Origin of the sequence: Massilia mucilaginosa (assembly GCF_011682145.1) — a bacterium.
Taxonomy (GTDB): Bacteria; Pseudomonadota; Gammaproteobacteria; order Burkholderiales; family Burkholderiaceae_D; genus Telluria_A; species Telluria_A mucilaginosa.
The window spans coordinates 1-11,793 of record NZ_WHJH01000090.1 but is presented as its reverse complement, the minus strand read 5'-3'; the positions used below and the strand labels follow the sequence as shown (position 1 = coordinate 11,793).

Here is an 11,793-nt window from a genome sequence, read left to right as displayed (position 1 = left end):
ACAGCGCCACGTACCTGAATCAATTACGTCATTGCGCACACTCATCATGTCTGCAATCGTGAAACGACTTCAACGATGCCCCTGCTGCAATGTGGCTCGATATAACTTATGACACAGTAAGATTAGTGGTGGGGTGCGCCGGCGACGGCGGGAACAATCTCGATGAACGGTGCGGGCGAGGCCAGCTTCGCGCCGCTGGCGTCGGCAAGCATGTCCCAGTCCATGCGGCCCTGGTCGCACAGCTGCGTGACCTTGAAGTAGTGCCTGCCGACGCTGGCGGGCAGCTTGACCTGCATGACGAATTCATCGTAATGCGCGTCGAGCAGCGGGCCGCCTTTCCAGATGACCTGGCTGGCCGTGGCGCTCACGGTCCATCCGGATTTGGGCATCGGCTTGGCGCCGTTGAAGCCGTCCGGCAGGGTCACGGTGAGCGTGTGGGTCGGGCTGCCCTTGCAGCCGTGGCCGGCGCGGAAGGTCAGTTTTTGGTAGGCGCCGGCGCTGGCGCTGGTTTGTTCGAGCGTCACGTGGGCGTGCGCGAGCGGCGCGGCCAGGGCCACGCAGGCGAAGAGAAGGCGAATGTTCATGATGGGGTCCGGGTGGGTTCTGCGTCAAGGTCAGTGGGCAGCGTGCGCACCGGGTTGGCTGACAAAGTTCAGCGGCTTGACGGGGACCTGGACGGTCATCGATTCGCGTTTCTTGTTCGGGTGTTCGACGGTCAAGGTGAGCGGCACGGAGTCGCCCGCCTTGAGCTGGCGTTTCAGGTCGATCAGCATGAGGTGGTAGCCGCCCGAAGCCAGCTTGACGGCCTTGTTGGCCGGCAGGTCGATGGCGTCGACCTGCTCCATTTTCATCTGGTCGCCTTTCATCTCCATCTTGTGCATTTCGACGCTGCCGGCCACGGGCGAGCTGGCGGCGACCAGGCGTACGTCTTTGGGCGACTGCAGCTGCATGAAGGCGCCGCTGGTTTTCTGGACCGGCACGGTGGCGCGTGCCCACGGAGCGTCGACTTTGATCTGGGCGAAGGCGGAGGAGGCGAACGCGCACAAGGCGATCAGCGCATACAAATTCTTGTTCATGGTGGTTCTCTGTAATAGGTTCTGGAGACGCGGGCCTGCCGGGCAGGCGCGCAAAGTCGCAAAGGTGCGGCGCGCGCGGCACCGCAATATTAATCAGAGAACCGCGGGCGGGCCGCGCGGCGGGGCGGCGGTGAGCGCGAGCAGCGGCTGCGGCGCGCGGTAGAACAGGAACGGGCGCAGCTCGTGGCCGCCGAGGATGGCCATGCCGGTGATCTGGTTCGGCATCAGCGAGTAGCTGCCGGCGTGCGGAAGGCAGTAGCCGCAGTCCTGCATCATGCCGGCTTCGGAGTGGTCGAGCTGCGCGGCGACGAAGCTGATGGCTTCGACGGCCGGGGCGGCGCGCGCGCTGGCGTCGGTGAAGCAGATATCGGCGCCGGGGGAATCGGCGCGGACGGCCGCCAGCGCGTGCGAAATCGAGGGAGCGAGTACGTTCATCAGGATCGCAAGACACGCGATCCAGATTTGCAGGCGCCACTTTGTCGACTTCATATTCATGGGGTGAATTATATCGCAGCGATGCTGCGTTTGGGGCCATACCTCTTTCGCCAAAAGGACTAGGTGCCGCGCGGCATTTGGCGTTTTGATGATAAAACAACAGTTACAAAAAAGATAATTTTTCCATTGGGCTTGACGTACTATTTGAAGACCTCCACTCCCAAGGAATGACCATGCCCTCGCCCGCCCGACACATCGCCATCAGCGCCGTCACTGTCGCCGCCTCGTTCGCTTGTTCGGCACCGTCTACGTGGGGCGTTCGCCGGACGGATTCGGACGCCCGGGCGGGGCCGACACCAGCGCCGGCATCATGAGCCGCGCGCAGGATGCGGTCACGGGCGAAACGCTGGCGCAGCATGGCTGGTCGGGCGCCAACCTCCAGGGCAATGCCGACTTCAGTTTCAACAGCGGCGTGCTCAATCGCACCGGGGCATTCAACATCGCCTTCGACGGCTACGCCTACGGCCAGGCGTCGCCTGCGATCTGGACCACGTACGAACCCGAGATCGGCGCGGTCAAGCACTACGATTTCTCGCGCGCGGAAGTCGGGCTGAAGGACCCGCTGCTGCTGACGGTCTATACCGAAGCGCTTGCGGTTGCGGTGCCGGAGCCGCACGCGTTCGTGCTGACCTTGACCGGACTGGCGCTGCTGGCCGGGATGGCAAGGCGGCGCAAGCATCCTGTGCGCGCCGCCGCACACGCCAGCTTGTCATAAAACCCCTCATCAACCCATCTTGAAAAGGAAAACCATGTTCTCTCCAACGCAGCATATCGCCGCCGCCGTCATCGCCTGCTCCACCCTGCTCGCGCCGCACGCCGCCTTCGCCCAGGTCCATATCGAGACCGGCGGCCTGGTATTCGACTCGTTCTATTCGCCGCGTAGCGAGTATCTGGTGTCGGATATGAACGGGGCCGCGACTTTTTCGCTGGTCAATGCCGTCGACCGCATGAGCTATCCGAACATGACGAACTACCACCAGGACTACGGCAGCATTTTCCAGCTGACGGCGCGCGAAGGCTACCGCGTGACCGGCTACAGCGTCAGCGGCGGTTTTTACGGCACCCATTATGTCGGCCAATCGCCCAACGGCTCGGGCGAGCCTGGCAGCGCCAGCAGCGGCGCGGCGGCGTGGGCGTATGCGAGCGATACCCCGGGAGGCGCCAGTTTCGCGTACGGCAGTCATTCGGTGTCGAACCTGAACGGGCATAGCGATTTCAGGATCGACAGCGGCGCGCTGGACAAGACGGGATCGTTCTATTTTTCGTTCGACGGCTACGCCGCCGGTTCCGCGTCGCCGGCCACCTGGTACAAGCCAGGGCAATGGTGGCCCTCGCGCGCTTACTCGGCGGCCGAGGTCGGGCTGAAGAACCCGCTGCTGCTGACCGTGTACACCCAGGCGGTGCCGGAACCGCATACCTATGCGATGACCCTGGCGGGACTGGCGCTGCTGGCGGGCGTGGTGCGGCGCCGCAAACGCACCGTGCAAAAAAACGGCTAGCCCGATCTACTGCGCTTCGCCACTGCTTCGTTTTCTGAACTGGGCGGCCTTGTGGCGATTGCCACACAAGGCCATGCTGCACCAGCGGCGCTTGTGCGCCTTGGTGCGGTCGTAGAACCAGAGGATGCAGTCGGGATGTTCGCACTGCTTGACGAGATTGAAATCGCCGTCAACCAGTAACTGCGCCACCGACTCGGCGACTGGTCCCAGCAGTGATGCCAGCGCGTCGCCGCGCGCAGTGCGTGTCAACACCAGCTTGCCCTCGCTGTCGCTATCGAGATGCGGGGCGCTGAGGTAGGCGTGCAGGTACGCGTTGAGCGCGCTGGCGTCACCCGGTTTGTCCTCCTTGCGTTGAACAATCAGCCGATGCGCCAGCGCGCGCAGCGCCGTCGCCTGCGCCAGCAAGGCCTCCGGGTCGATTGCCTTGTCCACAGGTGCCCGAACGACGCCGCAACGTTCCAGCCAAGCGAGCACATCTATACCGCTGTTCCAGAAGTCGATGAGCGCGCCGTTGCCGCGGGCCCGCGTATTCATCAAGTCCATGGCGAGATGGTCGCCCACCATCGGTGCCTCGGCCAGGCTGGCGTCGCGTTGGATTCCTGCATTCATCATAAGTAACCCTTAAAAATATCATTGACAGGTTACTTAGTCGCACGCATACTGCGATCAAGTAACCCGTTAGATTGAATTATAGCGGTTATTCGGATGCCGTACCCCTCACTTCAAGGACCATCATGAACCCCAACACCAGTTTGTTCGCAGCCGCCGCCCTCGCCACTGCGCTCAGCGCCAACGCCGCACCGGTTCCGGTGCGGGTCCACTACAAGACCATGGACATCGAGGGCGTCCAGCTGTTCTACCGGGAAGCCGGGTCACCGGACGCACCGGCCGTTCTGCTGCTGCACGGGTTCGGCGCGTCGTCCCATATGTTCCGCGACCTGATCCCGCAACTTGCCGGGAAATACCATGTGATCGCTCCCGACCTGCCGGGCTTCGGACAGACCAGCGTCAAACCGGGCATCCGCTTCGACTACACGTTCGACAAGCTGACATCGGTGATTGACGCCTTCACCGTGGCAAAAGGCATGAATCGCTATGCCATGTACGTGTTCGACTATGGTGCGCCGGTTGGCTGGCGCCTGGCGGTGAAACATCCGCACAAGGTCACGGCGCTTGTGAGCCAGAACGGCAATGCTTACGAAGAAGGCTTGAGTGCGGGATGGGCCGACATGCGCAAGGCCTGGGCCGAGCCGAGCGCTGCCAACCGCGAGGCGCTGCGCCGCTTCAACACGGGTGACATGATCAAGTGGCAATACACGGAAGGCGTCAGGGATGCGTCGCTGATTGCGCCGGAGAGCTACCAGCTGGCGCACGCGGCAATCGAGCGCATTGGCGTCGAGGTACAGATGGAGCTGCTGCTCGACTACGGCCAGAACATCAAGCAGTACGCGCAGCTGCACGATTATTTCCGCCGTTATCAGCCGCCGACGCTGGCAATCTGGGGCAAGAACGATCCATTCTTCACCCCGGCCGGCGCCGAAGCATTCAAGCGCGACAATCCCAAAGCCGAAGTGCGCTTCCTCGACACCGGCCACTTCGCCATCGAAACTCATGGCAAGGACATCGCGGCCGCGATGCTGGAATTTCTGGACCGTAGCATCAAGCCCTGAGCTTGGGGGCGCCCTGCCTTGACGGCATGGCGCCGCGCTGGTTTAACGCAGCGCCTTGAAATCCTCGCGCTCGATCAGCACCGTGTTCACGCTGTCGGTCAGGTAAATCTGGCCGTCCTGGATGGTGCATTGCAACTGCATATTGCGCTGCGCCAGCGCTTCGAGCTGGGCGCTGGCGTCGGCCGGGATGTTAATCACGGTCAGGTTCTTGGCGCGTTCGAGCTTGTTCGCGATCTGCTTGTACCAGATATGGCTGGTCGCGCTGTAGCTGTACACGATCACGCGCTCGCTGCGGCCGCATGCTTTCATCAGGCGCTTTTCGTCCGGCTGCCCGACCTCGATCCACAGTTCGATCGCGCCGGTCAGGTCCTTTTGCCACAGGTCCGGTTCGTCGGTATCGAACAGCCCCTTGGTGAAGGTCAGCGATTCGCTCGCGTGGATGGCAAACGCGAGCAGGCGGATCATCATCCGCTCGTCGGTCTCCGATGGGTGCCGCGCCAGGGTCAGGATATGCTCCTGATAGTAGTTGCGGTCCATGTCCGCAATCTGCAGCTCTGCCTTGTAAATTGTCGCTTTAAGTGCCATTGATACGCCTGCCTTTAACTTCTTTGATTATTTAAAGACGACAGTCTTGTCGCCATTTTGCAAAATGCGGTGCTCCACAAACCATTTCACCGCGCGCGCCAGCACCACGCATTCGACGTCGCGTCCGATCGCGCTGAGGGTATCGGCGTCCATCGCGTGATCGACCCGCTCGACATCCTGCTCGATGATCGGGCCTTCATCCAGGTCGCCCGTGACAAAATGCGCGGTCGCGCCGATCAGCTTGACGCCGCGGTGGTGCGCCTGCGCATACGGTTTGGCGCCTTTGAAACTCGGCAAAAACGAATGGTGGATATTGATCGCCTTGCCGCGCATCGCTTCGCACAGGCCCGGCGACAGGATCTGCATGTAACGCGCCAGCACCACCAGGTCGATCTTGTGCGTGTGCATCAGGTCGAGCACGCGCGCTTCCTGCGCCTGCTTGGCCGCCGCATCCGCGCCAGTGGCCAGCGGCAAGTGGTGGAAAGGAATGTTGTAGCTGGCAGCCAACTGGTAAAAATCCATGTGGTTCGACACGATGGCCGGGATCTCCACCGGCAGCAGGCCGCTCTTGTAGCGGAACAGCAAGTCGTTCAGGCAATGCCCGATTTTCGAGACCATCAGCATCACGCGCGGCTTGGCGCGGGCGTCGTGCAACTGGCCGTTCATGCCCATCTGCGTGCACAGGGCCTCGAAATCGGCGCGCAGCAAGGCGTCGCCGACGGCGCCCTCTTCCAGCGCGAAGTGGACGCGCATGAAAAACAGCTTCGATTCGGCATCGCCGAACTGGGCCGAATCGATGATGTTGCAGCCATGCTCGGCGAGAAAGCCCGAAACACGGTGCACAATGCCGCGCTGATCGAGGCAGGACAGGGTCAATATGTATTCTGGATGCGTCATGGTCTTGTGGTGAATGGCGTGGAAACTGCGAACCTTGTATTGTCGCATGCGTCAGGGAAAATCGGTCCATTACAAAAAAGCACGCCCGTGCAGAATTACGGTATAGTAGGCAAATCACCACTTCACACAAGGACTCGCCATGACGACTACCGCACTGATGAACCAGCAGTTCCGCCTCGCCGCCCGCCCTGTCGGGATGCCGAAACGCAGCGACTGGGAGCAACTTACCGAACCAGTGCGCGAGATCACCGATGGCGAAATCGTGATCAAGGTCTTGTACCTGTCGCTCGACCCGGCCATGCGCGGCTGGATGAACGAAGGCAAGTCCTACATCCGCCCGGTCGCCATCGGCGAGACCATGCGCGCCGGCGGCGTGGGCGTGATCGTCGCTTCCAAGTCCGACAAGTTTGCCGTGGGCGACACCGTGTCCGGCGGCACCGGCGTGCAGCAGTACTGGGTCGGCGCGGCCGATGACAAGTCGGGCAATTTCTACAAGATCTTCCCGGCCATGGCGCCGCTGACCACCTGGCTCAACACCCTCGGCATGCCGGGCATGACCGGCTACTTCGGCCTGATCGAGTCGGGCCAGCCGAAAGCCGGCGAGACCGTGGTGGTGTCGGGCGCGGCGGGCGCGGTCGGCATGACGGTCGGCCAGGTCGCCAAGCAGCTCGGCTGCCGCGTGGTCGGCATTGCCGGCGGCAAGGAAAAATGCGATTTCGTGGTCAATGAACTGGGCTTCGACGCCTGCATCGACTACAAGAACAGCGCCGTCAAGGATGGCCTGAAAGAACATTGCCCGAACGGCGTGGACGTCTACTTCGACAACGTCGGCGGCGATATCCTCGACACCGTGCTCACCCGCATCAACCTGCGCGCGCGCATCGTCATCTGCGGCGCCATTTCGCAGTACAACAACACCACCCCGGTCAAGGGTCCGGCCAACTACCTGTCCCTGCTGGTGAACCGCGCGCGCATGGAAGGCATTGTCGTGTTCGACTACGCGGACCGCTACCACCTGGGCGTGGCCGCCATGGCCAAGTGGATGCAGGAAGGCACGTTCAAGAGCCGCGAAGACGTCGTCGACGGCCTCGAGAATTTCCCGGAAGCGCTGTTGATGCTGTTCGAAGGCAAAAACTTCGGCAAGCTCGTGCTCAAGGTGGCGGACGCGTAAGCCACGCCTCATCGACTGTTAACCTGAGCTGAAGCACCGGGCCGCCCGTTCGCGGCGGCCCTTTTACTCCCTTCCCGCTTGACCTAACGCGCCTTCGCACAAAGTTCGTGGAACTTTGGCGCGCCTTGTCACGTCTATCACATGCCACTGCGACGCACGTTCGCCTGAACGCGACGGCGTCCTTCCCCATGTTTTACGACAAGGAGCGTCATGCCATCCCATTCAAACAGACCGCCGATGCGCTCGCCATTCGACACGCAGGTCCATTTTCTCACCGAGCTGGCCCGCGCGGGGGTCGATGCGCTGCGCAGGCTGAGCGAGCTCAATCTGCAGCTTGCGCGGCAACTTAACGACGATGCCCTCAACGCCACGCGCGCGCTGGTGTCGTGCAGCGATCCGTTCCATCTGGCGCTGGTCGCGGCGCGCGCCGCCGAGCCGGCCATCGGCCACTGGCGCAGCTATCAGCAGCAGCTTGGCGGCGTGCTGTCCGGCGCCGGGCTCGACCTGGCGCGCGGCGCCGCTGCGCCGCAGCGGCTGCTCCACCCATCCGCCGCCCGCGCGGCCGGCCGCGCCGACAGCCGGCAGGCACCCCACCACCCGTCGGAGTAATCGCCGGCAAACAGCCCACCACGGAGTCACCCATGTCTACCCACGGTAAGCCAAAAAGCGGCGCGGCGATCGACGCGCTCGAATTGCTGAAAGCCGACCATGAAAAGGTCAAAAGCCTTTTTCTCGAATTTGAAAGTCTGCGCGACAACGACGATGACGACGAACGCAAGTTCGAGCTGGTCGATGAGATCTGCTACGAACTGACCTTGCACTCGATGATCGAGGAAGAGATTTTCTATCCCATGCTGCGCTCGGTCATCGATGACGACGACCTGATGGACGAAGCCGACGTCGAGCACGCCGGCATGCGCGACCTGATCAGCCAGCTCGAAGTCATGTATCCGAGCGACGACCATTTCGACGCCACGGTCACGGTGCTGGGCGAAGAAATGGCGCACCACATCGACAAGGAAGAACGCGACATGTTCGACGTCGCGCTCGATTCGGGCCTCGACCTCGACGAACTGGGCGAACGGCTGGCCGCGCGCAAGGAAGAACTCGACGAGGACCTGACAGCGCCGCCGACGCCGATCGACGCGATGGAACCGCACAACAATGCGCGCCGCACCCCGCGGCCACCGGACTAAGCGCCGCGCAATCGCAGGGGAACTATTGAATTGAGCACTTCTCTAACCCACAAGCCCGGTAACGCACGAGAGCGGGGTTCCGATATCCATACACAAGGAGAACGACATGGCGACAAGTAAGGAAAGCGCAGGCAACAAGAACAGTACATCCGGCGGCAACGCGCAAAAGAGCGGCAGCGGGAGCGGCAGCGGCAGCGGTCCCGCCAAGCGCGGCTTCGCGGCGATGGACCAGAATCAGCAGCGCGAGATTGCCAGCAAGGGCGGCCAGGCGGCCCACCAGAAGGGAACGGCGCACGAATTCGATTCCGAAGAAGCGCGGCGGGCCGGGCAAAAAGGCGGTGAAGCGGTCAGCCGCAACCGCGAGCACATGGCCGACATCGGCCGCAAGGGTGGCGAGAGCCGGCAATCGGCAGCCCGTGCCGCCGCTGCCGCCGCCGGCAACGGCGATGGCGCCGGCGCCGCCGCCAAGGGAGCACGCCAGGGCAGCAAGGAAAAGGCCAAGGACAAGACGGATTGACGGTCGGTGCTGCTGCCGGCATGCGGGTGCCACCGGCCCGCAAACCGCGCAAACGTCATGGCGCGCGCGGGCAAGCCGCGCCGTGCCCGCGCCATCTGGAAGGAACGTCGCTGACGGTCCAGGCAGCACCGCCAGCGGCGGATCCGCGCTTTCGTTCCCTGACGCGCCAGAGTGACGATCCGGTGTTCATCGGCTGTGCCGGCGACGGCGCCGCCGGTTGATTTGCGCGTCCGTTCCAGGCGCAGCGACATGCGGTCGGCATGGCGTGATGCCGCATGAGGTGCCTGCATGCATATGCAGATCGGCGGCAGTGCGCCAGTATCGCCCACATCGCCCCTGCACCTTCGACCTGTGCCTTCGCGCGTATATTTTTCCGCTGCGATCGCATGCATATATGCACCGATTCGCACCAGCCCCGGTGCTCGGCACCCGCGCGGGCATATGGCAAGCGCGCCAATGCCAGCAAGGCGCGCTTTCAAATTAGTTCGCCGCCGCATCTCCTCAAAAAATAGCAAATGATCTATTATGCAACTCTGGAAGCCGCATGCGACGGCATCCCCATCCAACAAGAAAGACGTTTGCCATGCCACGTTTCGCCTTGCGTTTGTCCGTGACCGCCATCGCCGCACTGTGCGGCGCTTCCAGCTTTGCCCAGTCACCCTCCGCGGTCGATACCGGGCTCGCGTTTTCCCATCCCAATCAACTGGTCGATATCGGCGGGCGGCGTCTGAACCTGTACTGCAGCGGATCCGGCGCGAACACGGTCATCTTCGATTCGCCGTCCGGCATGGGCGGCTGGGTCTGGCACAACGTGCAGCCGGAGGTGGCGAAACAGACGCGCGCCTGCGTCTTCGACCGTCCCGGCATGGGCTTCAGCGACCTGTCGCCGCGCCCGAACACCTCGGCCAACGTGGTGGAAGACTTGCACGCCGCCCTGGGCAAGGCCGGCATCGCGCCGCCCTACGTCCTGGTCGGCAATTCCCTGGGCGGCGCCAACGTGCAGTTGTTCACCTACCGCTATCCCGATGAAGTCAAAGGACTGGTGCTGGTCGAAGGCCACCATGAAGACGAAATCGAGCGCATCAATGTTGCCTCGAAAGGCAAGTTCAAGGAAATGATGGCGGGGGGCCTCGAATACGCCAAAGCGTGCGAGGCCCAGGCCGGAAAAGGCTTCGTTCCAGGAAGCGAGCTGTTCACCAACTGCACGGGGGGCATCCAGCCGCAATTTGGCCGCGCCCTCAATGCCGCCTATCTCGCCTCGCTCACCTCGCCATCCTACTGGCGCGCGCGCAATGCCGAGGAAGACGTTTTCGAGGTCAGCAACGCCCAGTTGCGCGCGGCGCGCAAACCGTTCGGCGACTTGCCGCTGATGGTACTCACGCGCGGCGTGTCGCCGTACGCCATTGCGGGCAAGCCGCAAAGCGATCTGAACAAGGCTACGGAAAAAGAAAACTACGCGATCCACAAGGAGATGGCGGCTCTCTCCACACGCAGTACGCACCGGGTGGTGGCGGGCGCCGGGCACATTATCCAGGCCGACCAGCCGCAGGCGGTGGTCAAGGCGATATCCGACGTGCTCGCGCAAATCAAGCCATAATGCCGCACCGGGCAGGCGGGCCGACTCCGTCTGCGGAACACAAGGAACCAGCATGATCCCAGACGAGGTAAGGGCCGAGATAATGACGCGCCTGGCGCGCACCGAGCGCGAAGAAGGCGTGCGCATTATCCTGGCGATTGAATCGGGCAGCCGCGCCTGGGGTTTTGCGTCGCCCAACAGCGACTACGACGTGCGTTTTATCTATTCGCGCCCGGCCGACTGGTATCTGGCCGTCGATCTGGAAGAGCGGCGCGACGTGATCGAATATCCGATCGTCGACGACATCGACCTCAATGGCTGGGACCTGCGCAAGGCCCTGCGCCTGCTCTGGAAAACCAATCCGGCGATGGTGGAGTGGATCCAGTCGCCGATCACGTATATCGAGACCGGCGGTTTCGGCGCGGGTGCGCGGGAACTGCTGCCGGCGCTGTATTCGTCCGAGCGCGGGATTTATCACTATCGCAGCATGGCCAAGACCAATTACGGCGACCACTTGCGCGCCGCGCTGGTCCCGCTCAAGAAGTATTTTTATGTGCTGCGCGCGCTGCTGTCGGTGCATTGGATCGAGCGTTACGGCACGGCGGCGCCGATCGAATTCCACAAGCTGCTGCATTTGCTCGACCATCGGCCCGATTTGCTGGCACGAATCGACGCCCTGCTGGAGCAAAAACGCGCTGCGCCCGAGCTCGGCTTGTCCGAACCGATCACCCTGCTCAATCACTTCATCGAGCAGGAACTGACCCGCCTGGAATCGGTGCAACCGCTGCCGGCGCCGCGTGCCCAGCCCCTGCCCGCCTTGAACGCCCTGTTTCACTCCGTGCTGCGCGAGCACGAGGAATAATCCAGCCCACCCGCTTGGTGTCCACCCACTTGGTGTCAGGTCTGACATTCGGACACGACCTCATCCTTTATATCTAGTCATATCATGTGCCTGCCAAGCCGGCAGTGTGCTTGGTGTCTGCTTGGTGTCAGGTCTCTTAAGAAACAACACCGCCGACGCCTCCCGGCCACGGTGTGGTTCACGCCGCAGCCGGGGTGAGTGTCATGCCCAACTGTTCCGCGCGTTTTGCAAGATTGCGTAGCAGACGGT

General features: G+C 62.7%; 16 protein-coding genes. 10 read left to right on the top strand and 6 right to left on the bottom strand.

What is annotated here, in order from left to right; translation table 11 throughout:
• Positions 1-122: 122 nt before the first annotated feature.
• The 3 genes from F2P45_RS32985 to F2P45_RS32975 form a co-directional block, all read right to left on the bottom strand.
• The gene (locus tag F2P45_RS32985; protein WP_166882442.1) at positions 123-584 is read right to left on the bottom strand and encodes a YcnI family protein; all 462 of its coding nucleotides are present in this window, start codon (positions 582-584) and stop codon (positions 123-125) included.
• 30 nt (positions 585-614) lie between these two features.
• Positions 615-1,076, bottom strand: a complete 462-nt coding sequence (locus tag F2P45_RS32980) for a copper chaperone PCu(A)C (RefSeq protein ID WP_166882441.1) — start codon at positions 1,074-1,076, stop codon at positions 615-617.
• Between the two features lie 93 nt (positions 1,077-1,169).
• Entirely contained in the window at positions 1,170-1,511 is a 342-nt protein-coding gene (locus tag F2P45_RS32975; protein WP_166882440.1) for a DUF2946 family protein, read from the bottom strand.
• A 292-nt stretch (positions 1,512-1,803) separates the two neighbouring features.
• Here F2P45_RS32975 and F2P45_RS32970 point away from each other — a divergent pair, with 292 nt between their 5' ends.
• A complete protein-coding gene (locus tag F2P45_RS32970; protein WP_166882439.1) occupies positions 1,804-2,286 on the top strand; it encodes a PEP-CTERM sorting domain-containing protein in 483 nt (160 codons plus the stop codon).
• Positions 2,287-2,320: 34 nt separating this feature from the next.
• Positions 2,321-3,070 (top strand): PEP-CTERM sorting domain-containing protein, encoded by a 750-nt coding sequence (locus F2P45_RS32965; protein WP_223164885.1) that lies wholly within the window; start codon positions 2,321-2,323, stop codon positions 3,068-3,070.
• A 6-nt stretch (positions 3,071-3,076) separates the two neighbouring features.
• Here F2P45_RS32965 and F2P45_RS32960 read toward each other — a convergent pair whose 3' ends face one another.
• Positions 3,077-3,682 (bottom strand): CGNR zinc finger domain-containing protein, encoded by a 606-nt coding sequence (locus F2P45_RS32960; protein ID WP_166882438.1) that lies wholly within the window; start codon positions 3,680-3,682, stop codon positions 3,077-3,079.
• A 122-nt stretch (positions 3,683-3,804) separates the two neighbouring features.
• Here F2P45_RS32960 and F2P45_RS32955 point away from each other — a divergent pair, with 122 nt between their 5' ends.
• Positions 3,805-4,740 carry an alpha/beta fold hydrolase gene (locus F2P45_RS32955; protein ID WP_166882437.1) on the top strand — a complete coding sequence of 312 codons (936 nt, stop codon included), beginning with the start codon at positions 3,805-3,807 and terminating at the stop codon, positions 4,738-4,740.
• A gap of 42 nt (positions 4,741-4,782) precedes the next feature.
• Here F2P45_RS32955 and F2P45_RS32950 read toward each other — a convergent pair whose 3' ends face one another.
• Positions 4,783-5,325, bottom strand: a complete 543-nt coding sequence (locus F2P45_RS32950; protein WP_166882436.1) for a YaeQ family protein — start codon at positions 5,323-5,325, stop codon at positions 4,783-4,785.
• A gap of 27 nt (positions 5,326-5,352) precedes the next feature.
• Positions 5,353-6,222 (bottom strand): formyltetrahydrofolate deformylase, encoded by an 870-nt coding sequence (gene purU / locus F2P45_RS32945; protein ID WP_166882435.1) that lies wholly within the window; start codon positions 6,220-6,222, stop codon positions 5,353-5,355.
• Between the two features lie 139 nt (positions 6,223-6,361).
• Here purU and F2P45_RS32940 point away from each other — a divergent pair, with 139 nt between their 5' ends.
• The 7 genes from F2P45_RS32940 (at position 6,362) to F2P45_RS32910 (ending at position 11,544) form a co-directional block, all read left to right on the top strand.
• Positions 6,362-7,393, top strand: a complete 1,032-nt coding sequence (locus tag F2P45_RS32940; protein WP_166882434.1) for an NADP-dependent oxidoreductase — start codon at positions 6,362-6,364, stop codon at positions 7,391-7,393.
• A 210-nt stretch (positions 7,394-7,603) separates the two neighbouring features.
• A complete protein-coding gene (locus tag F2P45_RS32935; protein ID WP_166882433.1) occupies positions 7,604-8,002 on the top strand; it encodes a phasin family protein in 399 nt (132 codons plus the stop codon).
• Between the two features lie 32 nt (positions 8,003-8,034).
• Positions 8,035-8,589, top strand: a complete 555-nt coding sequence (locus F2P45_RS32930) for a hemerythrin domain-containing protein (RefSeq protein ID WP_166882432.1) — start codon at positions 8,035-8,037, stop codon at positions 8,587-8,589.
• A 106-nt stretch (positions 8,590-8,695) separates the two neighbouring features.
• Positions 8,696-9,106 carry a KGG domain-containing protein gene (locus F2P45_RS32925; protein WP_166882431.1) on the top strand — a complete coding sequence of 137 codons (411 nt, stop codon included), beginning with the start codon at positions 8,696-8,698 and terminating at the stop codon, positions 9,104-9,106.
• On the top strand, positions 9,103-9,327 hold the full coding sequence (locus tag F2P45_RS32920; protein WP_166882430.1) for a hypothetical protein: 225 nt from the start codon (positions 9,103-9,105) through the stop codon (positions 9,325-9,327). Before F2P45_RS32925 ends, F2P45_RS32920 begins: the two co-directional genes overlap by 4 nt.
• A 362-nt stretch (positions 9,328-9,689) precedes the next feature.
• On the top strand, positions 9,690-10,703 hold the full coding sequence (locus tag F2P45_RS32915) for an alpha/beta fold hydrolase (protein WP_166882429.1): 1,014 nt from the start codon (positions 9,690-9,692) through the stop codon (positions 10,701-10,703).
• 52 nt (positions 10,704-10,755) lie between these two features.
• Positions 10,756-11,544, top strand: a complete 789-nt coding sequence (locus F2P45_RS32910) for a nucleotidyltransferase domain-containing protein (protein ID WP_166882428.1) — start codon at positions 10,756-10,758, stop codon at positions 11,542-11,544.
• The last annotated feature ends 249 nt before the right edge of the window (positions 11,545-11,793 follow it).

Bases quoted from the DNA above. Each gene is read 5' to 3' on its own strand.
- F2P45_RS32985 (WP_166882442.1), bottom strand. From the start codon at position 584: ATGAACATTCGCCTTCTCTTCGCCTGCGTGGCCCTGGCCGCGCCGCTC.
- F2P45_RS32980 (WP_166882441.1), bottom strand. From the start codon at position 1,076: ATGAACAAGAATTTGTATGCGCTGATCGCCTTGTGCGCGTTCGCCTCC.
- F2P45_RS32975 (WP_166882440.1), bottom strand. From the start codon at position 1,511: ATGAACGTACTCGCTCCCTCGATTTCGCACGCGCTGGCGGCCGTCCGC.
- F2P45_RS32965 (WP_223164885.1), top strand. From the start codon at position 2,321: ATGTTCTCTCCAACGCAGCATATCGCCGCCGCCGTCATCGCCTGCTCC.
- F2P45_RS32960 (WP_166882438.1), bottom strand. From the start codon at position 3,682: ATGATGAATGCAGGAATCCAACGCGACGCCAGCCTGGCCGAGGCACCG.
- F2P45_RS32955 (WP_166882437.1), top strand. From the start codon at position 3,805: ATGAACCCCAACACCAGTTTGTTCGCAGCCGCCGCCCTCGCCACTGCG.
- F2P45_RS32950 (WP_166882436.1), bottom strand. From the start codon at position 5,325: ATGGCACTTAAAGCGACAATTTACAAGGCAGAGCTGCAGATTGCGGAC.
- purU (WP_166882435.1), bottom strand. From the start codon at position 6,222: ATGACGCATCCAGAATACATATTGACCCTGTCCTGCCTCGATCAGCGC.
- F2P45_RS32940 (WP_166882434.1), top strand. From the start codon at position 6,362: ATGACGACTACCGCACTGATGAACCAGCAGTTCCGCCTCGCCGCCCGC.
- F2P45_RS32935 (WP_166882433.1), top strand. From the start codon at position 7,604: ATGCCATCCCATTCAAACAGACCGCCGATGCGCTCGCCATTCGACACG.
- F2P45_RS32930 (WP_166882432.1), top strand. From the start codon at position 8,035: ATGTCTACCCACGGTAAGCCAAAAAGCGGCGCGGCGATCGACGCGCTC.
- F2P45_RS32925 (WP_166882431.1), top strand. From the start codon at position 8,696: ATGGCGACAAGTAAGGAAAGCGCAGGCAACAAGAACAGTACATCCGGC.
- F2P45_RS32915 (WP_166882429.1), top strand. From the start codon at position 9,690: ATGCCACGTTTCGCCTTGCGTTTGTCCGTGACCGCCATCGCCGCACTG.
- F2P45_RS32910 (WP_166882428.1), top strand. From the start codon at position 10,756: ATGATCCCAGACGAGGTAAGGGCCGAGATAATGACGCGCCTGGCGCGC.